A 23,526-nucleotide genomic window follows, 5' to 3' on the forward strand; every position below is an offset into this window, starting at 1 on the left:
TCACCTTGCCATCTTTGTTATAGATAAATTAGAACAGCGACTACAGTCGTCATGATATTCACCAATTGATAAAGTGTTCATACCTTTTGCTTAAAGCAAAAAAAAGTCCAGCACCGACAATTAAGTTTGTCACTAAGTAAAGAGACAATTTTTATATGTAAAATAGAAGGTAAAAACTGTGCCGACAAGGATAGCCAGTCAAAATGCGATATTTTCTTTAATTATCCACCACTGACAGCGCTTTGTTGTTTGGAAAATACCGGTTAGTACTAAGGAATAGACATTGTATCACCTATAGAAGTGTGGAGAGTATATTGGAGGGAAATAGGACTTGGCGGGATTTGAACCCGCAAAATACGCTAAGCTGTTCTCATGTTAGAACAACCTGGTCGCTCTATCCGTTGAGCTACAAGTCCTGTTTATAGTATGGGCTGATTTTCGTAATTTTATTCTTTTTTTAAAAGCTTGATTCATTTCACCAATTCCTGCTTCTTAGATTGGCCCTTTTTTAGGTTGCTCAGAGAGAAATTTCTCGTTTTCTTTATAGACGATACGGATAAGTCTTCGCCTTTTTATTTCCTGTTTAAGCATTATTGTAAATGCTGGATCAAGCTGTAAACGAAGGGCATGCCGATAGGCGAGAAGCAAGGATTGATTACTTAAGAGTCTCAAGGAAGACATATTAACACCTCTCATAAGTATCATTTATCCCATTTTTCCCTAGCGCCGGCCCCACTAAACATTGTTTTCTACTAATTTTTTGTAAAAAAAAAGAGCTTATAAAGGCTCTGTATTTTTAAGGATGCTTTCTAAGTTTTCCGCAAGTTTTGCATCTATCATTATAATAGTCGAATTTGTGATACCTGCGCATATAGCAAATAAAAGATTTAATCATAGAAATCCTCCTTAAAAATATTTTAAGCATGTCTATGTTTGTATTTTTATTGTAGCTCTTATGAAAGTAGTTGCTAAGGTATTTTTTTCCTGTATTACAAAAAAATGTTATGGGTTTAAAGTACTAAAAAATGATGGAAGAAAAAAAGATACTTTTGCGAAAAAAAAAGGAAATGAATAGCAAATGTCGAAGTGAATATATAGGAGGTGTTTAAATGTTAAAAGAAGACTCTTTTATCAACGAAATGAAGTTATTGGCTAAAGCCCAATTTGAAACAAAGGCCAAGTCGATTTTAATTATAAAACAGCTCCAGCATGATTCAACCAACAAGAGCCTGCAGCAAGAATTAGCCAAACTGAGATTGGAAAGTTATGAACTGCACAATGAGGAAAAGGATTTACGCGTTTTTTTTAGAGAGTATATAAGCGTTATGGGCATTCGTTAAGATGCTCTTTTTTTTTGCATAAATTAGGAAAAGGGAGCTGACATCAGCTCCCTTTTTACACTTAATGAGACATTCTTTTACAGCTAGGGCAAGAAATTTCATGCTCCTGCTTAAATTCAATCCGTTTAAAATCACGTTTTTCAAGTGTTGCATATGGATTATACTTAGAACCGCACATGCAATACTGCCTATCTTTCACGATATGTCGAAGGCTGGTTTTTTCATTAAGAACAGTTGGATAAAACATACTTCTCCTCTTTTCTAATTTATTAAGGCAAATTAGACAGGAAGTGTCGTTCTTTAATAGGCTGCGTAATCAGGGATTTCTATCCTTAATTTTCGCGGCCTCACATTCTTTATCTGCAACCCGGCTGCCATTGCTTTTGCTTTAGGCCCGTGGCTTTGCGTCTTTTACTTTCGTAAAATTTGCCCAAGTCGATTCTATCATTATACGAAGAAATGTCAAGGAAAACGCATGCAGCTCCTGGATTCCTAAGGGGTGACTTTTATCACATATTAATTTTTTGTAAATGTTTTTTTCTTCAACTGAGAAATTATACTCATTTTTAAGTTGGTGCATGTTTTTCTGCTTTTGCTTCCAAACGGCAAATAAATTTGTAGTATTTGACTACGATGATGAGCAGAAAAGGATCTAACAAAATGGAGTACCATATCTTCCACCAGCCATAATGAAAATAGCCCCAAGGCTCTGGCAGCAATGTTACTAGTTCATACAAGACTATGGCACAAGCCCAAACTGCAATGTAAACAGCTTTTGATTTTAGCTTTTTTTTGAATGGATAATAATTCAAAAAAATAATATTAACAGGAGGCACCAATAAAAATAGCTGGGGAATTGCCAGCCAGTCAATCCCTTTTGACAAATACCAATAGGCATGGTATTTCAAATCAATATATACATCAAAAATCAACTGGAACACGATGGTAAACATCCATATATGCAAAATTTGGTTCCAGGTTAAACGCTTTTTTATAAAATAGACGACAGCATTAAAAAGAATAATGGCAGCTAGCATACCAATCATAAATGACTCCTTGTGTAGATGAAGATATTCTTATATTTTCCTATTTCTAGAAGAATATCCATTAGAGGTCATGATGATTATTCATCGTCTTTGAGCAGTTCACTTAGCATCCTTTCTCGGTGCTGTAAAAAATACTTTGTTAACTGGTAATGGTCTGTGTCTTCATACTGTATTTCTTTTATTTCGCCATCGTCGAAGCTTAGGATGGATGCGTTTGGGTATCCAAGCAGGATAGGGGAGTGTGTAGCAATGATAAACTGACAATCTTCATACTCAGCCAAATCATAAAGAATACGGATAAAGGCTAATTGTCTTTGCGGTGAAAGCGCAGCTTCGGGCTCATCGAGTAAATAGATGGCCTGCCCGTTAAAGCGGTTTTGAAAAAGAGCTAAAAAGGATTCGCCATGTGATTGCTCAAGCAAAGATTTGCCGCCGTAAGCTCGGTAGTTAGTACGCGTTAATTTGTCACTTTCCAGTTCATCTTGATATGTCGCGAAATGGTAAAAGGATTCAGCGCGCAGAAAAAAGCCGTTTGTAATTTTAGGCATCCAAGATAACCGAATATAGTCACCTAAATCAGAGTTAGCAGAATGCACTTCATAATAATTGTTTTTCCCACCTCCTGCTGTATGAAAGCCGCATTTATCGGCGATCGCTTCGAGCAATGTCGATTTGCCTGAGCCATTCTCGCCGATAAAGAAGGTTACTTTATTGGTTAATTTCAATTCCCGTAAATTTTTAAGGGCTGGGATGGAAAAGGGATAGCTGCTTTTTGGCATGCTGTCTGCCAGAAGTGAGATTTTTTTTAGGAACATAGCAAGGGTACCTCCTTTTAAAGACTTTGCCATTTTGTTATTTTCGCTGAGCGAACAGGCAATTCCTTTATTTTATATGGCCGCCAAGAAGCTTGGCTCGATGTTTGGCAGTCCCGCCAGAGGTGTAGGAAACAGCACGCAGCAGGGAGGCAGGACCGTAACGGTTGCGGATACTGTCAACCACATAGCCGATTTTTCTCTTTTTCCAGCTGTTTGTATCAAATAAATCGAGCTGAACCTCTGTATCCTTCTCGAGCTTTCCGAGAGAAAGGGAGATTTGCCGCACAGTCTGGCCATTATAGTTCTCCCGCATCAGCTCCAAGCAGACACGGTATATATCCATCGTGATATTAGTCGGCTTGTCAATTGTCCGCGACCGATGGAATCCGCCGCCGAACTCCTCTTTGCTGTAGGCCAGGCTAAAGCTGATAGTTCTTCCTGCATGGTGGTGTGCCCTCGCTCTTTTTGCCACCTCTTCACATATTTCCAGAATGACCGATTTAATTTCGCTCTCATCCTTATAGTCGCGCAGCAGAACTTGGCTTTTTCCGTAGCTGATCTGGCCCTGCATAATCGGTGCACCGACTTCGGATAAATCAATTCCCCAAGCATGGTGGTAGAGCTGATTGCCCATTATGCCAAATTTTTTCTCCAACAAGGCCAAATCATAGCGGGCAAGCTGACCGACAGAAAATATCCCCATACTGTGCAGTGTTTTTTCCACACGGCTGCCAATGCCCCACATTTCCCGGAGCGGGGAAACAGGCCACAGCTTTTCCGGAATGTCTTCATACGTCCAGCTTGCAATGCCGTTCGCTGTCTTTTTTGCAGACAAATCAAGGCAAAGCTTTGCCATCAGCATGTTAGGGCCGATGCCAATCGTTGACGGCAAGCCGAAATCTAAAAGGATATCCTGCTGGATTTGCCTCGCTATTTCCTCTGGTGTGCCCCAAATTTTCTCAAGGCCGGTTACATCCAGAAAGCTTTCGTCCACAGAGTATGTATGAACGGCTGATGGCGGAACATATCGGAAGAACAGCTTCGTAATCTCTGTTGATACACGGACAAACAAGCCCATGCGCGGATTAAAAATTTTAATTTTTGGATCGTCAGGTATCTCGAAAAGCCTGGAGCCGGTTTTAATTTTGAAATCTCGTTTCATGGCAGGAGATGCTGCGAGGACGACACTGCCTGTGCGATCTGTATTGCCGACAACTGCAAGATGGCAGGTGAGGGGGTCCAAGCCTTCATGAACGGCGATAATGCTTGCGTAAAAGCTTTTCATATCCACGCACAGAATCGAGCGGTTTGGAAATTGAGTATAATCAAACACACGAAAGCATCTCCTTTTTTAATCTTTTTGAATGTTTACTAAGCTGCGGAAAGGAATCGGATGAATATTGTCTGAATCATCCTGAATGCGAATTTCCTGTTTCAGATGATCAATATATACGACATGGCCGCTGACATGCCGGATTTCACCATTTTTGAAAACCTCACAATGAAGGCTCCAGCCGTGTTCCATGCTTTCAAGGATAAGCAGCTCCATTTCGCGGATCTGGTCCTCGTCAAGGATAGGCTGGGTTAGTTTCTTATCTTCTGCCAGCGCTTCTTTAACGCTTTGGACATGCTCTGGCAGCATCATTGCTGTCCATTTAATCGCCCCTCTGTCTCGTATCATGAAAATCATCTCCTTATAGTGTTTAATATATCAGAACAAACGTTCGTAATCAAGAAGGCTTCTAAAAAAGTCTTACATGTAATATTAGGAAAGCAGCAGAAATCATGCTGGAAAAGGAAGGAAGCAGCTTGAAAATAATTTTACGCATTCAATGACTAATAAAAGACAGCATCAAAAAAGTTTGCAGCAAAGGTTTCAAAAAAGGAAGTTAACTTCTATAAATAAGCAATTGTTTGTCAAATGGAAAACGAAGGAATGGATAAGCCAGTAATTCACGCCAATTGCTATTAGAAAAGCTGAAGCGTGCTTTCCGTGCCGCTTCCGATGTTAAACAGGTGGAAATTCGTACAGCAGAGGTGAAAAGCCAGCAATATATTTTTTTACCGATTATTGTAAAAACAGGAAGATGTGTTATAATCTTATTAACCGATGGTCAATAAAAGGAGCAGCATATGTCGCCCAGAAAAGCAAGAACACAAGAATTAACGAGGGATATTATCGTGCAAAAGGCAAGGAGTCTGTTTGTGGAAAAAGGTTATCAAGAAGTTTCCATGCGCAGCATTGCAAAGGAGCTTGCCTGCAGTCACGGTGCTATCTACTATCATTTTAAAAATAAGGCAGCGCTTTTTTATGCAATAGTCGATGAAGGGTTTGCTGTATTAAATCAGCTTATTGAGGAAACGTTACATGGAAAGGAACAAGATATGAAAAAGCTGCACAAGCTGATGCTCAGATTTATTGAATTTGGCCTCGACAATCAAAGTCAATATGAAATGATGTTTATGCAGCGGGAGAGGGAAGTGGACAGTTTATCACGGGAAGCTGCCAATCTTTCTTATGAAAAGTTTGCTAAGGCTATTCAAGCTCTTTCAGCCAACAGGCTAAAGTTGAGCGGGATCTGGTCTGTATTTTTGTCACTTCATGGCTTTGTTTCCCATTATCACGGTGTTGTCGGTGGATTTGCAGAAGCAAAAACGGCTGCAGAATATCATGTGCAATTCCTTATACAAGGATTGGAAAGTCATGCATAGTTTTAGCTCTTCCATGAGCTAAAACAATTTTTTTACTTTTAATTGACCAGTGGTTAATAAAACGGTTAAGGGAGAGAAGGGCATGAAAAAAGCGTTAGTAGCAGGAGCAACAGGTGGAATGGGGTATGCACTCGTACAAGAGCTTAGACGCAGAAATATTGAAGTAATTGCCTTTGCCAGAGGCGAGCAAAAGCTTAAAGAACTATTTAACAATATGCCAGGTGTAGCGGTGCGAGCAGGGGATGCTTTATTGGAGAAAGATATCATTCATGCAGCAGACGGTGCTGATGTGTTGTTCCATGCTATTAGCTTCCCTTATCAAGAATGGGAGACGACACATCCGCTCGCACTAAAAAACATGCTGAGAGCAGCAAAAGGTCAAGAAGCTAAATTTGCACTTGTTGATAACATCTACGCTTACGGCAGGCAAACAGACAGTCCGATAGATGAGGCTGCGAAAAAAGAACCGCATACGAAAAAAGGCAGTATTCGTCTGGAGATGGAGAATGTAATCAAGACGAGCGGTGTGCCATATCTGATCGTTCATATGCCGGATTTCTACGGACCAAATGCGGGAAATACAGTGCTTAATGAAACATTAAAAAACGTTGCCTTAAATAAAACCGCCAATTTTATCGGCTCTCCTTCACTAGCAAAGGAATTTCTGTTTACAGAAGACGGGGCAAAGGCAATGATAGAGCTTGCCTTACGGGAGAATGCTTACAATCAGAATTGGAATATTCCCGGCGTGTCCCCAATAACAGGCAATGAAATGAAAGAACTCCTACAAACGGAATGGAATTACAGCAAAAATTTTAGAACTGTATCAAAAACAATGATTAAGTTCATGGCTTTGTTTAATCCGTTCATGAAGGAATTGATTGAAATGATGTATCTGTACGAACAGCCAGTACTATTAAGCGGTAAAAAATATGAAGAACAAATTGGCCCGCTTGCGAGAACCTCTTACAAACAGGGCATAAAAATAACGTTGGACTACATGAAAAGCAATCGTTAACAAGCTAGAAAGGGGCTAAAAAGAGTTTTTCGCACAGCTTTTTTTGCAGTCCCTTTTTTATAAGTTTAATACCACAAAAAATGGCTCTTTCTTTGAAACTTCGACAAGAAATAAAGGCAGAGCACCAGATAATTGTAAACATTTAGTAGCAAGTCAGTGTTTTTTTGCCAGATTTGCTGGAAAAATGGCGGAAAGATTGCGATAAAAGCATATTGACGCTCAAAAAAGAAAGCGTTATCATTAACTCAACATAAAGCCCTTACCCACAAGAAATTACTCATCTTAGTCTCATGTAAGTTCATGCCTCTTCTCTTTTTTCAATTCGTGTACGTTCACAATTTTAACCTTCACTTTATTCACGTTCTCTGTTACCTATCATTTTTTTTGAAAGTATGTTATTAGCACTGGTGATTGTATATGTAGAATGGACATGGTTTTTCGTGTACGTTCACATTTTACATATAAATATTAATCTTAAAAAAGGAGGTAAAAACATAGAACCGCTTTAGCTGTTTGTTCAAACGCCAAAAAATTTATTAGTGGGGGAAAACAAGATGAAAAGATTAGGGTATGGTTTTCTTGCAGCATCACTTGCCGCTCTTGTTTTAGCAGGCTGTTCAAACAAAGAGGAAGAAGCAGCCGTCACAAAGGATGGGAAGCCGCAGCTTACAGCACTTATAACAAAGCATCCATTAACACAGGATGTGAATAAAATTGAATGGCTTCAAGATGTTGAAGAACGCCTCGGTATTGATATTAAATGGCAGGAAGTAACAGCAGATTGGGATCAGAAGAAGGGCGCACTGCTTGCCGGCGGTGATGTACCCGACTTGATCATCGGTCCTAATGCAATTACAGACGCTGATTATGTTCAATTTCCAGGATTGTTTGAGGACTTATCTGATGACGTTGACTCCAGTCTGCCGAACGTAAAGGCAATGTTTGATGCAAAGCCGGAAACAAAAGCGATAGCGACACAGCTTGACGGGCAAATTTACGGACTTCCAAAATATCAGCGATTCTGGCCGGGAACTGCGACAAGGCAATTCATCAACCAAGATTGGCTCGATAATCTCGGCTTGGAAATGCCGACAAATTGGGATGAATTATATATAGTCCTAAAAGCATTCAAAGATGAAGATGCGAACGGTAATGGCGACAAAAACGATGAAATCCCGTTAGACTTTTCACCTACAGGTACAACTGGATTTGGATTCTTTCAGCCGACAGTCCTCTTAGGAAGCTTTGGCATTACACTGACAGATGCCAGCGGTGCAGGCTACTATGCAGAAGACGGCAAAGTGAAGAACTTCCTGACAGACGAGCGCTATAGGGAGCTTGTTGAGTTTTTGCATAAATGCTATGCAGAAGGCTTAATCAACAAAGAAGTATTCACACAAGACTATACGAAATACCAATCTGTTGCCCGAGGCGATAAAGAGACAGCTAGAGTTGGATATACGTTTGGCTGGGAAGTGACAGACAGATTCGGAAATGAGCTGGCACCACAGTATGCTTCTATGGCGCCATTGCAGGTAACAGCAGATGCTAATGAGCAAGTGTCATGGGATTACGACTATAACGGTCTTAATTACGGTGTTAACATGATTACTTTATCTTCCCAGTCGAAGAATAAAGAAGCTGCATTGAAATTTATTAATGAGCTGTACGATCCTAAAGTGAGCATGCAGGTTCTGTTCGGTTCACTCGGAACTAATATTGAGGAAAATGCAGACGGAAGCTACAAAGTTTTGCCGCCTAAGGATGCGAACATGGATCCAGGCACTTGGAAATGGACAACAACATGGGCAGACAACGGACCAATGTATGTGGCAGATGATATTAAGCTGGAGCTTGGCACAGATATGCAGTCAGTCGGCAAGCAAACAGAGCCTCTGCAGCCGGCACTTGATGCTATTGATGTGGAAAATGATGTTCTTCCTAGCATGTTTATTAAATACAGCAAAGAAGACAACTCCAAGCTAAGTCTTAACAATACAAACCTAATGAATCTAGCGATGGCGAAATATTCGCAATGGATTACAAAAGGCGGAATTGAAAAAGAGTGGGACGCTTATTTAGAAAATGTGGAAAAAACAGGCTTGCCGGAAAATCTTGAAATCATGCAGAAATATTATGATGACTACAAAAAGAATCAATAATCACCTATAAAAGAGGAAGGATGCAGATTGCATCCTTCTATAAAGGAGGTACAGCTTGTGGCCGTAGTTAATCCGGAAGCAAAAAAAGCAGCGCCAGGCTTCCAATCGAAGCCGACAAAAAAACGGAATATCTTGCAGAGCTTGAAGCGAGATTACCAATTGTGGATTATGATTCTGCCTGCTATAGTCATCATTTTCATCTTTAATTATATCCCTATGTACGGCGTGCAATTGGCATTCAGAGAATATGACTTTACGAAGGGAATCACTGGCGGTGAGTGGGTCGGTCTTCATTACTTCAAGGAATTTATCAACAGTTACATGTTTGCTGACTTGATGAAAAACACTGTTGTAATCAGTCTTGCGACCATCATCCTTGGATTTCCTGCACCGATTATTCTTGCTCTTATTATCAATCAAGTGATTTGGAAAAGATGGAAGAAAGCAATTCAAACGACCGTTTATTTGCCTCACTTCATTTCCCTTGTAGTTATGGTCGGCCTGCTTAATGTGCTATTGTCGCCAAACTCTGGAGTGGTCGGCCATATTTTGGCGACCTTCGGCTGGGACATTAACCTCCTCGCTTCTGAAAAGGCGTTCGTGCCTGTATATGTTCTTTCTGATATTTGGCAGCATGCAGGCTGGAACAGCATCATTTACTTAGCAGCCCTGGCAAGTGTTGATCCGCAGCTCTATGATTCTGCTAAAATCGACGGAGCCAGCAGATGGCAGACAATCAGATATGTAGATTTGCCGGCGATTGTGCCAACCATGATTATCTTGTTCATCTTAAGTATGGGGAATATTCTTAACACCGGATTTGAGAAAATATTTTTAATGCAGAACCCTCTTAACCTCCCAGTCTCGGAAGTTATTGCGACATATGTATACAAAATCGGGATTATCTCGAATCAGTTCAGCTATTCAGCAGCGATTGGGCTTTTTAATACGCTCATCAATTTCGTATTCTTAATCGCCATGAACTATATCGCCAAGAGATTTTCCAATATAAGCTTATGGTAGGAGGGAAGTCATGAAGTTATTCAGCACAAAAGGCAAAACGAAGAGTGATATCGTTTTTGATACGATCATTTTGATTTTATGTGTATTTATCTTCTTACTTGTCGCTTATCCATTGTATTTTGTTGTCATCGCCTCTGTGAGTGATTCAACCTTAGTTGCCACAGGACAAGTGACTCTATATCCGAAAGGCTTCAGCTTATTCGGTTATCAAGAGATATTTAATGATTCAAGAATATGGATCGGCTACAAAAATACGATTATCTATACGGTTGTAGGAACATTTGTAAATCTCCTGTTTACATTGCCTGCAGCATACGTGCTCTCACGGCAGGATTTCAAGGCAAGACGTTTTTTAATGTTTGTGTTTGTTGTGACGATGTTCTTTAATGGCGGACTTATCCCAACATACTTATTGATGAAGGAGTTAAGTTTAATCAACAATATGTGGGTATTCATCCTGCCGTTTTCAGTCAATGTGTTCAACCTGATTATTACAAGAACCTTCTTTGAAAGCTCACTGCCGAAAGAACTGTTTGAAGCAGCACAAATGGATGGCTGTACACATTTTCAGTTTTTCGGGAAGATAGCGCTGCCGCTTTCAAAAGCAGTTATTTCTGTTGTAGGTCTTTACTATTTGGTTGGCCATTGGAATGATTTCTTCACAGGCTTAATTTATATAAGAGATTATAGTCTGCAGCCGCTCCAAATCGTCTTAAGAGATATTCTCCTATCAAATCAGGTATTTGCCGAAGGAGCAGGCTCAGGCGGTGCTGCCGGCGGCTATGCACAGAAATATGCAGATCAGATTAAATATGGTGTCATAATCGTGTCCACACTGCCAATCTTAATTATCTACCCATTTATTCAAAAATATTTTGAAAAAGGGGTTATGATTGGTTCTGTGAAAGGCTGATAGAGGCAGTTGTTCATGACGATCACTAATAATAAAGATAAGGAGAAATGTAATGGAATTATATGTATAATAGAATGATATAAAAGACAATTATTTGCATAGTTTCCGAGTATGCCAGGCATTCCTTCTAACAGAATGCCTAGGCTGCAAGGAGATAAAATGGAGGCATTATGAGGGTTACTATCAAGGATATCGCCAAGCATTGCGGGGTGTCTTCAGGCACTGTGGACCGGGCATTAAACAATCGTCCGGGTATAAAAGAGAAAACAAAGCAAAAGGTGTTACAGGCAGCAAAGGAATTGAAATATCGTCCAGACTTCACAGCGCGAAGCCTTGTAAAGGGGCGGACAATGACACTTGGGATAGTGCTGTTTGATTTGTACAACCGCTCGTTTGCACAGCTGTTAAACGCAGTCGAACTGAGGGCAAGGCAATATGGTTATTTTTTATACATAGCACTCACAGATAAGGATATGGAAAATGAAAAGCAATGCATTGAGTATTTGGCCAATCATAAAGTCGACGGTATCATCCTTTTCTCGGTCAATAAAGGTAAGGAGTTCGAGGAGTATCTGCAGGGACTGTCGATTCCGATTGTTACGATTTTTAATTACCTGTCGGCAGATTGGGAATATATCGGCATACCAGAGCGGGCAGCGATGAGAAATGGTGTCAGTCACATTATCAGTAAAGGCTATAAGCAGTTTATGTATATCTCGCCTCCTTTAAAATACGCAGGGCTGACTAATATTTACACACAAGAAGAGCGGCTCCAAGGCTTCCTTGAGGCATTGTCTGCGGAAAATCTGACAGAAGCAGAAATTATTAGACATAATGATTATCTTGCAGACTTAGATACAATTGATTTTCGCAGTCAGGCCAAGACAGCGATCGTTTGCTCCTGTGATTTATACGCGCTAGAAGTGATGCGTTTCTTAAAAAAGAAAGGCTACCAGATTCCTGAAGATGTAGGAGTAATGGGCTTTGATAATATTGATGTGCTCAAATATATTACACCGTCGCTCACGACGATTGAATATCCTGTGGAGGATATCGGTTATAAAGCAGTCGAGAGCATTGTTCATAAAATCGAAAATGGCAGTTACATAGGCACAGAGACAACAGAGCTATCGTACAGATTTATCGCCGGAGAATCAACCTAAAGCAAAATTCAAAGAAAAGAGGCTGTTGCTATGAATATTATCGACAGTAAATTTTATGGTGTAATTGATAAACTATCGAATCTCTTCATCCTCAATCTTTTCTGGCTTTTGTCCTGCATCCCGATCATTACAATCGCACCGGCTACGAGCGCTATGTACAGTGTCGTCAGGCAGTGGAAAGTCAACGAAGATAATAGTGTTGTCCGCAATTATTTTCATTATTTTAAAGAGAACTTCAAGCAAAGCATCTCGATTGGTGCCATTATGGCCGTTTTGCTAAGCATTTTGTTTTTTAACTTCTTTTATTTAAACCAAGATGCTACCTTTATGAAAATAGTAATGACCGTTCCAGTATTATTGGTCAGCTTCCTCTTTTTAGCGACATTTTTCTATATCTTTCCGCTGATTTCTCATTATCGCTTGCCGATAAAGGCGGCTTTAAGAAATTCCTTGCTGCTGTCGATGATGAATATTCATATAACTGTCTTGATTCTGGCGATGTTCGGTTTATGCAGTGTTATTCTCTTTTATATTCCGTTTACAGGCATCATCCTCTTCAGCACCGCCGCACTCTTGCATTACAGCTTATGCCACAAAGTGTTTGCGAGGATGGATGAAACGAAAATATTATCATAACATAATGTTTATTTGGGGAGAGGTGACTCTCTCTTTTTTGCATTTTAAGCGTTATAAGCAAATAAGTTTTTTTCAGTTGGGGAAATTGTTACTATAATATAGAATCTATTGTCAGAAAGGATTATTACAATGTCTAACATAAATATACCAGTCTCTGTCTTGAACTTGGCGCCAATTCGCCTTGGGCAGGGAGAAAAAGAAGCAATTGACGCAATGGTTGATTTAGCACAAGCAACAGAAGAAATGGGCTATTCACGCTACTGGATCGCAGAGCATCATAACTCGCCAACATTAGTGAGCTCTGCCACGTCTCTTTTAATTAAACATACATTAGAACACACGAAGAAAATCAGAGTTGGGTCTGGGGGCATTATGCTACCAAACCATTCTCCGCTCGTTGTTGCAGAGCAGTTTGGCACAATGGCTGTTCTTTACCCAGACAGACTGGACTTAGGTCTTGGCCGGGCACCGGGCACTGATATGAAAACAGCCAGTGCATTAAGAAGGTCCGCTCATGATTCTGTCTATACCTTCCCAGATGATGTGCAGGCATTGCTGACATATTTCGGTCCTGAAGAAGAGCAAGGCTATGTGCGCGCATACCCAGGAGCAAATAAAAATATTCCAATTTACATTCTTGGTTCATCCACTGATTCTGCCTACCTTGCTGCACAATTAGGATTGCCATATGTATTTGCATCCCATTTTGCACCAAGACAGATGGAAGAAGCGATTTCCATTTACAGAAGAAGATTCCAGCCATCTGCCTATTTAGCTGAACCATATATGATGGTTTGTTTAAATGTTATTGCTGCAGAAACAGACGAGGAAGCAAAAAAAGAAGCAACAACGATGCAGCAATTTTTCTTAAATGTTGTCAGAGGAACACGGACACCGTTAAGCCCGCCTGTGGAAAGCATGGACGCAATCTGGAGCCAAATGGAAAGAGAAATGGCAACCTCCATGTCCAGCATGGCATTTATCGGCAGCAAAGAATCCGTCAAGGAACAGCTTGAAAGCTTCCAAGAGAAGTATAATGTTAATGAGATTATGGCCGTTTCTTACATGTATGATCTTAAAAAGCAAATCCGCTCCTACGAAATCTTTAAAGAAATCGTGGACGGACGCTAATAAAAAAAAGCAGACCTTCAAGTTAATGAAGGTTTGCTTTTTTTACTTGTTAAACCAAAGCGGTTCTTTATCATCCACATCGCCATTATAATTAATTAATATTTCTTCTCCTGCTGTAATATCCTTATAAGCAAAGAAATCAAATGTATGCTCGTCAAAATTAATTTCATAAATAGCATTTGGTTCATAAGAATGGTTAAACAGCATGCCATAGCCAAGTAATATCGCAGTATGATTTATTCCATATTCAAAGGCATAATCGGCAAGCAGTGTTTTTTCAATATGCTCATGCTGTTCATTCGGATAAGAAATGACGGGAGCCTTATGGATTAGCTCACCTTTTTTGATGTTTTCCGTAGCGAAAACACCTCTGTTGAATTCCCCATCACTTAATGGAGATACTTTTACTTCAATCATAATTGTCTATTGCTCCTTTACAGTTGTCACTTAACTGTACCATTTATTGCTGCTAAAAGAAATCAAGAACGCAAGTAGTGGAGTAATTTTATTCAAAAATGAACAATCCTAGTCCAGATAGATGAACAAATTCTATAATTGCGGTATAAGAATATAATAGTATCAATTAAAAGAAAAACCGTTGATATAAAGGGATTTTACTTCATTTGTAATGAGTGGGAAAAGTGGGAAGATAGATGGATTGTTACCTCAAAAACTAACAGTAGGCTACCCTTCACTTTTAAATTTTAAGAGAAAGATAGCCTACTGTTAAAATTTATGTTTAATCTTGAGATAAATAATTCAAAGAACCTTCTGTTATTTTTTCTAGATTAATAGGATTTTCAGCCATGTTCTCTATTATCCATTGGTAAATAGGAATATTATCTTTCATACAATTCTCTTTCAAATAGTCTTCAGAAAAAGCACTTAATTCTTTTGAAATAAAGAATTCTACTTTATGATTAACTGCTGGCTTAAATTCAATCATAGTACTAGCAAGGAACAGCAACTCTTCCTTTTCTTCAGCAGATATATTTTCATATGTAATGACTCTCGCCACAATTAAATTACGAAAATCATCCCAATCCTCTAAAAAAACAGGATTTAAGAATTCGAAGTCTTTTGGGGTACCGGCTCTTTTCAAATCTTCAAGATATAAATACCCTATTAATCGACCACATCCTTTTTTCTCCTCGTTGATTGCAAAAATTATATGTTGACTCATATTTAATTCTAGCTGAAGATAATATCGTTTATTAAGCAAAAAAAATCCTCCTTTTTAAATCAATAATAAGAATGCTCCCCAAGCTGCAATCGAGCTAGTCGCAAATATAACTAATCCTACCACTGCTACAAATATACCAATAGCAATAATTATATCGGTTGTCTTTTTTAAATTTAGTTTCTTTGATTTTATTTGGGATTTTGCCTTTTGGATTTTTTTGCATCTTCTTGCCCCTTCTTATAATCTTTCAATCCTTTTACCTTTTTTTGGACACTATTTGGAATACCAGAAGAACTCATTGTTTTTTTATGGGATTTTGTACCCAATACGCTTTCTGCCCCTTTAACTCCCTTATTGTTCTCCACATGAACATGAGGTAATCCCTCTCCAGTATGCGGCTTATCTACTCTGGCTCTCCAGCCTCCTCCTAAGTTATGCGTCTGTCCATATCCTCTAGCTAAAGCCATACTTTCATAATCTTCAAGAGTAAAGTATGATGCTGCATCTATACCTAATTTTGCAAGCTCAGTTTCGAGTACTGCAACATCCTCTTCTGAAATGTCTTCTTGATTAACTATACTACTAATATTAATTAATGCTAACTGTTCATCTGTTATTGTAACAGTTGCATACGACCTAGTTGGAGATAAGGCACCTCCAATTGATAGTACAACAAGTAATACTATTACCAATTTTCTAACTCTTTTCATCATAATTTTTCTCTCTCCCTCTTTAAACTTTTCGTAAAAAATTTAATTTACGTGCTTTTGCGAGCGAAAGAGAACTACCTAAACCATTGAATGAGCGTGTTAAATTATTGGAACTCTCCTTTATAGACTGGGAACAGGAAGTAAATGTAAAAATCACACATGTCTATCAAGAGAATAGAACACTCAAAATGGTTATAAATAGCTTAGAAAAGCGATTAGTACAACTAGAGGAACAGCCTAAGCGTAAAGGGTTATTTGGACGGAAAAATTGAGAACGACAAGCCCACAGATTTGGGGCGAGTGCTAAACACAGAGCCCCAAAATCTGTGGGAAGCGTAGGCGGTCGAAAATTTTTCAACACCACCCTCTAACACTAGGTGGAATCTCCTGTAAATGTTGGTTTACAGCAAGTGAGTTTTTGTAAAAACTAAGAAATTAAAAAATGAAAAGGGGGTGATATAAATTGCAACACGAAAAGGATTAATTGCGGTTGTCGATTGGCTACAAATTCAAACAGTTGGAATGGAGCTTAAAAATATTGCTCGCAATATTTTGGGTATACCAGAAGAATATTTCAAGCTTGAAAAAGGGAGGTTGCAACATTACAACTATGACTGTTGCTATCGGTTCGGGGATATTCGTATCTACGATTACCTTGAGGAAGTATATACAGATAAAATGATTGTTCTTAGTGGTAGTGCCTGTGAGTTTCTTCGGGAGGTATGGTTGAAACAAAAAAAGCTATCTTTCAAAACATTCATGAAAAATCTACTAATCTTTGAAGATAGGGTGACTATAACACGAATTGATGTAGCCATAGATGACTTCAATCAAACACCATTTTTTACACCTATACAACTCACTAGAATTTGCAAAAAGAAACAATTCGTTTATGGAAGAAGTACAAGTTACCTCCCTTACGGAGATAAACAAACAGGATCTACTCTATATTTGAAGCCACCAAGTGCCGATGACCGTTTGAAGTTCTACGACAAACAAGCAAAGCTTGCAAAAAAGCAAGGGATAAGAAAGAAGGATTTATCACCACAGATACGAACAGAAACCTTATTCAGACGCGAAAAAGCGCATCACTTCTTTCTAACATATGTGAACGGTGAAAAATCTTTACTTGAATTGTTCCAAGGCTATCTAAAAGTGAAACATCAAAGGTATCATTTGAGTTATTTGTAGAAAATGTTGTTCTTCCTCATTTTAAGCGAGGTTTAAAAAAAGGAACTTATCAGCAAAAAAAAGGTCATTGTCGTCATATAAAAAGATATTTTAAGGGAAAAACGTTTCAAGAGATAGAACAAAAAGATATTGCGAATTTCCGAAGCTACTTGATGGATTTGAAGAATTCACATGGAGAACCATTATCCTCTATGTATCTCAATCTAGTATTAAGTACATTAGGGCAGATTTATGATTTAGCATGTGAACATGATGTAGTGAAGGAGAATATCGCCCAAATATCAAGGGGTTGCGGCAAATAACAAAAAAAAAAGTTCAATATTGGACATATGAAGAGTTTCAACGCTTTCTGTCTGTTATTGAGGGGAATAGCTATCTTGGTTGTTTAAAAAGAACAGGATTCTACTTTTTATTTTTCACTGGTTTACGGATAGGAGAAATGATGGCAAGAAAATGGACGGATATTGATTGGGATAATCAGTCTATTTATGTAGATAGCACTCTCTATTACCGAAATAAGGAAAACTGGTCGGCAAGTACAAAAGATGGAACAAAAACAGCTAGTAGTACAGGTTGGGTCAAATTAACCCCGAAAATTATAGAAATGTTGAAAGAATGGCGTGAAAAACAACGTGATATATTTGGAGACATACCCTATATATTTATGTGTGATGGGACGATGTATACACCGACAAGATGGAATTGTTGGAAAACAACTTTAGTAAAGAAGTGGAATAAGACAGCGAAAGAAAACGAGGTATTAGAAAACATTAGAGTACATGATTTGCGAGATAGTCATGGAATGTGGCTACTAAGCCAAGGGATAGATATTAAAACGATTCAAAAGCGATTGTGTCATGCGAAGGCGACAACAACCATGAATTATTATTTGGATAGGTTACCCGAAAATGAAGAAAAGGTACTCCAAGGATTTAAAAAGTAGATGGTTACTCTTTTTGTTACCTCGTAAGGGGATAGAATCCTTCTAATCATTGGTATTCAAGGATTATTGCGGAAATCGTTAAAATTGCGGTATAATATTATTCGTCTTAGCAATGATTTAGCATTGCTTGAAAGAAGAAATTTACTAAAAAAACGCTTATAGGCATTGATGTGCCGCCCAGAAGTTATCTATAATAGATAATGGATGGAAAAACCAGAAAGAGAGTGTTCAAAATGGGTCGTAAATGGAATAACATTAAAGAGAAAAAAGCATCAAAAGATGCAAATACTAGCCGTATATATGCAAAGTTCGGCCGTGAAATTTATGTAGCAGCAAAACAAGGCGAGCCAGATCCAGAATCAAACCAAGCGTTAAAGGTAGTTCTAGAGCGCGCAAAAACATATAGTGTACCAAAAAACATCATTGATCGTGCCATTGAAAAAGCGAAGGGCGGATCAGAAGAAACATATGATGAGCTTCGCTATGAAGGATTTGGTCCGAACGGATCGATGGTAATCGTTGATGCTCTTACAAACAATGTAAACAGAACAGCTTCAGATGTTCGTGCCGCATTCGGTAAAAACGGCGGAAACATGGGTGTGAGCGGATCTGTTGCTTATATGTTTGACGCAACAGCGGTTATTGGTGTTGAGGACAAAACAGAAGAAGAAGTATTAGAGTTATTGATGGAAGCTGATGTAGATGTTCGTGACATTATTGCAGAAGAAGACTCTGTTATCGTTTATGCAGAGCCAGACCAATTCCATGCTGTGCAAGAAGCATTTAAGACTGCAGGTGTAACAGAGTTTACTGTAGCAGAATTAACAATGCTTGCGCAAAGTGATGTAACGCTTGATGAAGAAGCACAGGCAAAATTTGAAAAAATGATAGATGCTCTAGAAGATTTAGAGGATGTTCGCCAAGTTTATCACAATGTTGACTTAGGAGAATAACAACTTAAGCCTTTCTCGTTATAAGAGAAAGGCTTTTTTATTGCTGCGGCATGCAGCAGTAGTGCATGTAACAATTTGAACTTTCTGTCATTATCGCTAAAGAGATACAAAAAATTTAAGACCATTAAGCAGGCTTTTAAGAGGGAGAGTGAAAATAGTGAACCGTCATTTTTTTGCTTTCGGAAGCGGACCGCCTTTTACAGACAAATTGGCTGAAAAGTATATCGAGCTGACTAGCGGGGGACCGATTGCTATTATTTTAGTAGAACGGGAAGATTGGCAATCTTTTATGCCTAACTATACGAAGCGACTAATAGCAAGTGGTCATGACAGATTTTCCTATATTCCGCTGCCAACTATTCAAGAGAAACAAGCAGTAGCAGAAATCAAAAAAAGCGGAGGTATCATTCTGTGCGGCGGAGAGACTGACCGTTATGCAGACTATATTGTCGATACAGCAATAGGTGCCGCTATTAAAGCAGTGTATGACCAAGGAGTACCAGTTGCGGGATTTTCAGCAGGAGCTTTAATCAGTCCACAACAAACAAGCATATCAGCTAAAGACAATAGAGAGAATGCCTTTGTCGAAAGAAAGGGCATCGGACTATTAGAAAATATTTTTTTAGCAGTTCATTTTTCAGAGTGGGATGAGGAAAGCCATTTACAGCAACTAGCAGCAAAGCATCCATCCTCTATTCATTACGGAATCGATGAAAACACAGGGGTGTATTTTCATAATGGCAGATTGGCGACAACCGAAGGCAGGGGAGTTTATCAAATGGTAGACGGCAAATGCAGGAAGCTGCCTGGATAAAAAAATAGAGAGTACGAATGTACTCTCTAACGATTCTTACTTTTCAGCTGCTTCATTGACCATTTCCAATAATTCATCATAGCTGTTGCCTTCAAATTTTACTCCATTAACATAAATGGATGGCGTGCCGGTAATGTTCAAGCTTTTCACATCATCCATATCATCTTGGAGAGAACTTTTGTATGTTTCATTTTGGAAGGCCTCTGTTACTTTCGTAGCGTCTTCATCAGATGCACCAGCATCCTTCAAACGGTCTGTTAAGAATTCTTCCGTATACGTTTCGACTGTTTCATTGTCAGGCTGATTAGCGTAGACAGAATCATGGAATTTCCAGAATATCTCATCACCAAGTTCATTAAAAACAGTTTCGCCGTACAAGGCAGCAGTCGTAGAATCTGCATGAATAAACGGATAGTTCATGTAATAGAATTTAGCTTTTCCAGTGTCGATCAAGTTTTCCTTTAAAACTGGGAAAAAGGACTCGTTAAAGTTTTTGCAGACAGGACAGCGGTAGTCCCCAAATTCAACGATGCTCACGCTCGCTGATTCTTCACCTATAACAGGCTGATTGTCATAATCAAAATCAAAGCCTTCTTCAGGCAAATTTGCTAAGATGATAAGCCCTGCGATACATGCGACAACGATGCCGATGATCCAATAAATGAAACTAGAAGGCTTGTTTTTTTTAGATTGCATGTTATTTTGTTTTTTCTTCGTTTTTGCCACAATGACTTCTCCTTTTATTTACCAAGCTTTTTAAACATTCTGTTCTTTCCTCTTACTAGATAGTATAACATTTTCTACAGCATATGCCTGTTCTTTATTTAAAACTAATAGCAGAGACATTGCAAGCAAAGCCAAATCGAATTCATATCCGCCGACAAATCCATTTTGCAGATTAACTGTTGCAATTGCGACTACCATGATAGCAGCAAATAATGCAGCAATGATTCTTGTAGCAAGACCAAGAATAATAAGAGCACCGCCGATTAATTCTATACCAGCGACAATGTAAGCAGAGAAGCCTGGTAAACCTAAACTGCTGAAGAAGCCAGCTGTATTTTCCAGTCCTCCTTGGAATTTAGACAGTCCATGAGCGAAAAATATCGCACCTAAAACTACTCGAATAATAGCGATTCCGATATTTGCGTTTTTCATTTTTATTTGCCTCCTTATAATTATTGTATATAAAACACCACAACAGCAGTGTGTATATTAAATAGATTAGATACACTACATTGTGTAGTGTAATAACTTAAAAAAAATTAGTAGCGCAGCAATTGTGCGAAGATTGCATTAAGCAGGACGAAAATAGATAGGGATGCAGCAGCATTTAATAGCGGCCATTTAATTCGATTGCTAGTATTTGGCTCAATCATGTTTTGAATACGGTAGTTTACAGAGCCATCTGCAAAGGAAACAAAACTTGCCGGTTTTAGTTGCGTACTGTTAATCATTTTCAAAAGGGCGCTTGATATATGCAGGCGCTGTCCGCTTTTTTCAATAGCATAATTATCTGCGAGTACTTCTCGAACAATTGAAAATTGCTGTGCCAGCCATTTCAAGATAGGAAGGAACCAAAGCACCTTCGCAAAAAGCTCCATAATAAAGGTTTTTCCTGGGTCTAACTGATTTAAGTGATGAAATTCATGATAAATCACAGACTCAATCTCTTCATCAGATAGAATTTCCCATAAGCCGGTTGACAAGACAATCTTTGGCTTAAAAAACCCAATTGTAATCGCAAAAGGCTGTTCAGATTGGATGACTTGAATACGGTCTGTCTCATACCGATTATTCCATTTACGGCTTAACTCTTCTATTGCCAATCCACTCATTTTCTTTTTAAGGTTGTGCAGCTTTTTTATCTGTATGGTGCAGAACCACAGAGAATGCAGGATGGTAAATAAGACAAATGCAAGGAGAATATACTCTAGAAATGGAACGCCAAACATTTCAAACAGCGCTTGGCAAGCTTGGAACAAGTTAAAACCAACGTCAAAATTACTTGTGAGCGAATAAATATACCAAATCATCTGAATAAGAATACTGCTGCTAATCATTATGCTGATCAGCAGCAGGCCAATAGCATAATTTCTCGTCATCTTATCGATCCTTTTTTAAATCTTTTATTTTTTGTTCCAGTTTTGCTACTAAACCTTCATCGACATTTTGCAGTGCATCAAGCATATGGTTGACAACGACACTAGATCCGAACTCATCCATCAGCTCATGTGTAAGCTCCTTTGATTGCTTATTTAAGAAGTCATCTCTAGTGAGAATCGGCGAATAGAGGGATGTTCTCCCTTCATGGCGCTTTTGCAAAAATCCTTTGTCTGTTAAACGGTTCATGACCGTCATGACGGTATTAAAGCTTACAGTCTTGTCAGGTTCTAAGTATAATTGCACCTTTTTTATGGAAAGCTCATCTTTTTCCCAAAGCAATTCCATAATTTTGGCTTCTAAAGGGCCAAAAAAACGATTTAATCCTTTTTCATGCACTTTGAATTTATTAATTCTCATGATAGTTGCACCTCACACTACATATTGTAGTGCAGTAAATTATGCATAGTCAAGGAATCAGGTGCAGTGTAACAAAACAGTAAATAAATCGTAATAACTAAAAACCTTAAAAGAGCACACCATCAGCAGTGTTTAACAAGATGTGTGCTCATCCTATAGAAGTGATTTACAAAACAAGCTGGAAAAGTGCCTCATCTTGTTCGATGTCTTCTGAATAATTAATTCCTAAGTAAGAGAAGCCAATTCTGCCTAGAACATTTAAAGCATGTCTATTTTCAACACTTGCTTTGGCGATGATACTTTTTGGTTCATACACTTCTGCTGCATATTGAATACAAGCAACAGCTGCTTCAGCTCCGTATCCTTGCCCCCAAACATCTTTAATAAAATGGAAGATAAGCTCGATGTCCTCTGATTTTGCTTCTAAATCAAAACCTGCTGCACCGATGATTCGTCCTGTCGCTAATTCTTCTACAGCATATACAGAAACACCGAAATCCTGGTGTGTTTGTTCATAGAAATGAATAACTTGCGGCAGTAAGGCTGCCTCAATGCTTCCACCTGTATAAGCCATAACTTCTTCACTGCCCCAAAATGACTCGCATGCTTTTAGGTCCTCATCAGTCAAAAAGCGGAAGCCAAGCCTTTCACTTGTATATAGATAACTCATATTTAATACTCCTTCAAACAATAAATGGGATATACATAGAGTAGCAGAAGTCGAACCATTCGTCCAAAGGAAAAGGGCAACCTTAAAGTCAGTAATTTTGGAGGTGGTGAAAAAGAAAAAAATATGTTAGCATTTTGCAGTATGCTCAAGTATCTTATCAGCCAATTCGGTTATGTCGCCTTCATACATGTGAAATTGAAGGGAGGCTTGAATATATTCATTTTGTTTCACTTCGTCATCGCTTAGCTGTAACTCTGCAGACCAATGGATGGTTGGAATTGCTACTATAACTCGTCCATCTTCCGTACGGGTTATATAAAGCTCCGTATCTTTCTGGCCTAAATTTGTGTCTAATACAATAGCCATAGGATTACCTCCTTTTGGGATTACAGACAATTATACGCTTCTTTAAATACCATATCTTGCATATTTGGCAAATTTAATCAAATTGTAAAGGAATTTGCCGAAATATAATAAAACCGATATATTATCCATGTTTATTTTTGCCTGTTTAACAGGTAAAGAGGGAGCAGACAATAAAGTGCTAAAAGATTTGGCCGAAACACCATAACCTAGGCTT

Annotated in this window: 30 protein-coding genes, 1 tRNA gene and 1 riboswitch; of the genes, 16 read left to right on the top strand and 15 right to left on the bottom strand. The window is 38.7% G+C overall.

Annotated features, from left to right (window positions below; all coding sequences use genetic code 11):
• Positions 1 to 326 precede the first annotated feature (326 nt).
• Together ACLIJJ_RS11795 and sda are read right to left on the bottom strand one after the other, a co-directional pair.
• Positions 327 to 416, bottom strand: a tRNA-OTHER gene (locus ACLIJJ_RS11795).
• Between the two features lie 76 nt (positions 417 to 492).
• On the bottom strand, positions 493 to 681 hold the full coding sequence (gene sda / locus ACLIJJ_RS11800; protein ID WP_233314211.1) for a sporulation histidine kinase inhibitor Sda: 189 nt from the start codon (positions 679 to 681) through the stop codon (positions 493 to 495).
• 428 nt (positions 682 to 1,109) lie between these two features.
• On the opposite strand from sda, the gene ACLIJJ_RS11805 reads away from it, so the two are divergent.
• Positions 1,110 to 1,340 carry a hypothetical protein gene (locus ACLIJJ_RS11805; protein WP_233314210.1) on the top strand — a complete coding sequence of 77 codons (231 nt, stop codon included), beginning with the start codon at positions 1,110 to 1,112 and terminating at the stop codon, positions 1,338 to 1,340.
• A gap of 358 nt (positions 1,341 to 1,698) precedes the next feature.
• Positions 1,699 to 1,781: riboswitch (cyclic di-GMP riboswitch) on the bottom strand.
• 125 nt (positions 1,782 to 1,906) lie between these two features.
• On the opposite strand, the gene ACLIJJ_RS11810 is transcribed toward ACLIJJ_RS11805, so the two are convergent.
• From ACLIJJ_RS11810 to ACLIJJ_RS11825, 4 genes are all read right to left on the bottom strand, one after another.
• Complete coding sequence (locus ACLIJJ_RS11810) at positions 1,907 to 2,386, bottom strand: hypothetical protein (protein ID WP_233314209.1); 480 nt, start codon at positions 2,384 to 2,386, stop codon at positions 1,907 to 1,909.
• A 77-nt stretch (positions 2,387 to 2,463) separates the two neighbouring features.
• Positions 2,464 to 3,201 (bottom strand): AAA family ATPase, encoded by a 738-nt coding sequence (locus tag ACLIJJ_RS11815; protein ID WP_233314208.1) that lies wholly within the window; start codon positions 3,199 to 3,201, stop codon positions 2,464 to 2,466.
• A gap of 67 nt (positions 3,202 to 3,268) precedes the next feature.
• Complete coding sequence (locus tag ACLIJJ_RS11820; protein ID WP_245399960.1) at positions 3,269 to 4,486, bottom strand: Y-family DNA polymerase; 1,218 nt, start codon at positions 4,484 to 4,486, stop codon at positions 3,269 to 3,271.
• Positions 4,487 to 4,552: 66 nt separating this feature from the next.
• Positions 4,553 to 4,882, bottom strand: coding sequence for a YolD-like family protein (locus tag ACLIJJ_RS11825; RefSeq protein ID WP_233314206.1), 330 nt, complete (start codon positions 4,880 to 4,882; stop codon positions 4,553 to 4,555).
• 281 nt (positions 4,883 to 5,163) lie between these two features.
• Between ACLIJJ_RS11825 and ACLIJJ_RS11830 the strand changes: the two genes are divergently transcribed.
• The 9 genes from ACLIJJ_RS11830 (at position 5,164) to ACLIJJ_RS11870 (ending at position 13,959) form a co-directional block, all read left to right on the top strand.
• On the top strand, positions 5,164 to 5,322 hold the full coding sequence (locus ACLIJJ_RS11830) for a hypothetical protein (RefSeq protein WP_237941264.1): 159 nt from the start codon (positions 5,164 to 5,166) through the stop codon (positions 5,320 to 5,322).
• Between the two features lie 12 nt (positions 5,323 to 5,334).
• Entirely contained in the window at positions 5,335 to 5,913 is a 579-nt protein-coding gene (locus ACLIJJ_RS11835; RefSeq protein WP_411410927.1) for a TetR/AcrR family transcriptional regulator, read from the top strand.
• A gap of 82 nt (positions 5,914 to 5,995) precedes the next feature.
• Entirely contained in the window at positions 5,996 to 6,931 is a 936-nt protein-coding gene (locus tag ACLIJJ_RS11840; RefSeq protein WP_233314204.1) for an NAD(P)H-binding protein, read from the top strand.
• Positions 6,932 to 7,485: 554 nt separating this feature from the next.
• On the top strand, positions 7,486 to 9,093 hold the full coding sequence (locus tag ACLIJJ_RS11845) for an extracellular solute-binding protein (RefSeq protein ID WP_233314203.1): 1,608 nt from the start codon (positions 7,486 to 7,488) through the stop codon (positions 9,091 to 9,093).
• 168 nt (positions 9,094 to 9,261) lie between these two features.
• Complete coding sequence (locus ACLIJJ_RS11850) at positions 9,262 to 10,116, top strand: ABC transporter permease (RefSeq protein WP_233314768.1); 855 nt, start codon at positions 9,262 to 9,264, stop codon at positions 10,114 to 10,116.
• Between the two features lie 10 nt (positions 10,117 to 10,126).
• Positions 10,127 to 11,029, top strand: a complete 903-nt coding sequence (locus ACLIJJ_RS11855) for a carbohydrate ABC transporter permease (RefSeq protein ID WP_233314202.1) — start codon at positions 10,127 to 10,129, stop codon at positions 11,027 to 11,029.
• A 170-nt stretch (positions 11,030 to 11,199) separates the two neighbouring features.
• A complete protein-coding gene (locus ACLIJJ_RS11860) occupies positions 11,200 to 12,192 on the top strand; it encodes a LacI family DNA-binding transcriptional regulator (protein ID WP_233314201.1) in 993 nt (330 codons plus the stop codon).
• Positions 12,193 to 12,222: 30 nt separating this feature from the next.
• Positions 12,223 to 12,828 carry a YesL family protein gene (locus ACLIJJ_RS11865; RefSeq protein ID WP_233314200.1) on the top strand — a complete coding sequence of 202 codons (606 nt, stop codon included), beginning with the start codon at positions 12,223 to 12,225 and terminating at the stop codon, positions 12,826 to 12,828.
• 129 nt (positions 12,829 to 12,957) lie between these two features.
• Positions 12,958 to 13,959: an LLM class flavin-dependent oxidoreductase gene (locus ACLIJJ_RS11870; RefSeq protein ID WP_233314199.1), complete on the top strand. Its 1,002-nt coding sequence runs from the start codon at positions 12,958 to 12,960 to the stop codon at positions 13,957 to 13,959.
• A 42-nt stretch (positions 13,960 to 14,001) separates the two neighbouring features.
• On the opposite strand, the gene ACLIJJ_RS11875 is transcribed toward ACLIJJ_RS11870, so the two are convergent.
• From ACLIJJ_RS11875 to ACLIJJ_RS11885, 3 genes are all read right to left on the bottom strand, one after another.
• A complete protein-coding gene (locus ACLIJJ_RS11875; RefSeq protein ID WP_233314198.1) occupies positions 14,002 to 14,376 on the bottom strand; it encodes an SET domain-containing protein in 375 nt (124 codons plus the stop codon).
• A gap of 322 nt (positions 14,377 to 14,698) precedes the next feature.
• Complete coding sequence (locus ACLIJJ_RS11880; protein WP_233314197.1) at positions 14,699 to 15,181, bottom strand: hypothetical protein; 483 nt, start codon at positions 15,179 to 15,181, stop codon at positions 14,699 to 14,701.
• Positions 15,182 to 15,330: 149 nt separating this feature from the next.
• Positions 15,331 to 15,855, bottom strand: coding sequence for a hypothetical protein (locus ACLIJJ_RS11885; RefSeq protein WP_411410928.1), 525 nt, complete (start codon positions 15,853 to 15,855; stop codon positions 15,331 to 15,333).
• A gap of 83 nt (positions 15,856 to 15,938) precedes the next feature.
• Here ACLIJJ_RS11885 and ACLIJJ_RS11890 point away from each other — a divergent pair, with 83 nt between their 5' ends.
• From ACLIJJ_RS11890 to ACLIJJ_RS11915, 6 genes are all read left to right on the top strand, one after another.
• Positions 15,939 to 16,124, top strand: a complete 186-nt coding sequence (locus tag ACLIJJ_RS11890) for a hypothetical protein (protein WP_341076364.1) — start codon at positions 15,939 to 15,941, stop codon at positions 16,122 to 16,124.
• Positions 16,125 to 16,335: 211 nt separating this feature from the next.
• The gene (locus tag ACLIJJ_RS11895) at positions 16,336 to 17,043 is read left to right on the top strand and encodes a replication initiation factor domain-containing protein (protein WP_411411063.1); all 708 of its coding nucleotides are present in this window, start codon (positions 16,336 to 16,338) and stop codon (positions 17,041 to 17,043) included.
• Positions 16,986 to 17,345, top strand: coding sequence for a phage integrase SAM-like domain-containing protein (locus tag ACLIJJ_RS11900; RefSeq protein WP_341079477.1), 360 nt, complete (start codon positions 16,986 to 16,988; stop codon positions 17,343 to 17,345). The genes ACLIJJ_RS11895 and ACLIJJ_RS11900 overlap by 58 nt, the downstream gene beginning before the upstream one ends.
• The gene (locus ACLIJJ_RS11905) at positions 17,333 to 17,986 is read left to right on the top strand and encodes a site-specific integrase (RefSeq protein WP_411410929.1); all 654 of its coding nucleotides are present in this window, start codon (positions 17,333 to 17,335) and stop codon (positions 17,984 to 17,986) included. Before ACLIJJ_RS11900 ends, ACLIJJ_RS11905 begins: the two co-directional genes overlap by 13 nt.
• A 233-nt stretch (positions 17,987 to 18,219) precedes the next feature.
• Positions 18,220 to 18,939 carry a YebC/PmpR family DNA-binding transcriptional regulator gene (locus tag ACLIJJ_RS11910; protein WP_237941266.1) on the top strand — a complete coding sequence of 240 codons (720 nt, stop codon included), beginning with the start codon at positions 18,220 to 18,222 and terminating at the stop codon, positions 18,937 to 18,939.
• Positions 18,940 to 19,096: 157 nt separating this feature from the next.
• A complete protein-coding gene (locus ACLIJJ_RS11915; RefSeq protein WP_233314192.1) occupies positions 19,097 to 19,753 on the top strand; it encodes a Type 1 glutamine amidotransferase-like domain-containing protein in 657 nt (218 codons plus the stop codon).
• Between the two features lie 36 nt (positions 19,754 to 19,789).
• Here ACLIJJ_RS11915 and ACLIJJ_RS11920 read toward each other — a convergent pair whose 3' ends face one another.
• The 6 genes from ACLIJJ_RS11920 to ACLIJJ_RS11945 all read right to left on the bottom strand — a co-directional run bounded on the left by ACLIJJ_RS11920 (position 19,790) and on the right by ACLIJJ_RS11945 (position 23,312).
• Positions 19,790 to 20,479: a DsbA family protein gene (locus ACLIJJ_RS11920; RefSeq protein ID WP_233314191.1), complete on the bottom strand. Its 690-nt coding sequence runs from the start codon at positions 20,477 to 20,479 to the stop codon at positions 19,790 to 19,792.
• Between the two features lie 30 nt (positions 20,480 to 20,509).
• Positions 20,510 to 20,911 (bottom strand): DoxX family protein, encoded by a 402-nt coding sequence (locus ACLIJJ_RS11925; protein WP_233314190.1) that lies wholly within the window; start codon positions 20,909 to 20,911, stop codon positions 20,510 to 20,512.
• A 107-nt stretch (positions 20,912 to 21,018) separates the two neighbouring features.
• Positions 21,019 to 21,858: a M56 family metallopeptidase gene (locus ACLIJJ_RS11930; protein ID WP_251647125.1), complete on the bottom strand. Its 840-nt coding sequence runs from the start codon at positions 21,856 to 21,858 to the stop codon at positions 21,019 to 21,021.
• 1 nt (position 21,859) lies between these two features.
• On the bottom strand, positions 21,860 to 22,276 hold the full coding sequence (locus tag ACLIJJ_RS11935; protein WP_233314188.1) for a BlaI/MecI/CopY family transcriptional regulator: 417 nt from the start codon (positions 22,274 to 22,276) through the stop codon (positions 21,860 to 21,862).
• A 166-nt stretch (positions 22,277 to 22,442) separates the two neighbouring features.
• Positions 22,443 to 22,946, bottom strand: coding sequence for a GNAT family N-acetyltransferase (locus ACLIJJ_RS11940; RefSeq protein ID WP_411410930.1), 504 nt, complete (start codon positions 22,944 to 22,946; stop codon positions 22,443 to 22,445).
• A 126-nt stretch (positions 22,947 to 23,072) separates the two neighbouring features.
• Positions 23,073 to 23,312 carry a YueH family protein gene (locus ACLIJJ_RS11945; RefSeq protein WP_233314186.1) on the bottom strand — a complete coding sequence of 80 codons (240 nt, stop codon included), beginning with the start codon at positions 23,310 to 23,312 and terminating at the stop codon, positions 23,073 to 23,075.
• Positions 23,313 to 23,526: the final 214 nt, after the last annotated feature.

It is taken from the genome of Niallia laureatilytica, from assembly GCF_046613985.1.
In the GTDB taxonomy this organism is placed as follows: Bacteria; Bacillota; Bacilli; order Bacillales; family Cytobacillaceae; genus Niallia.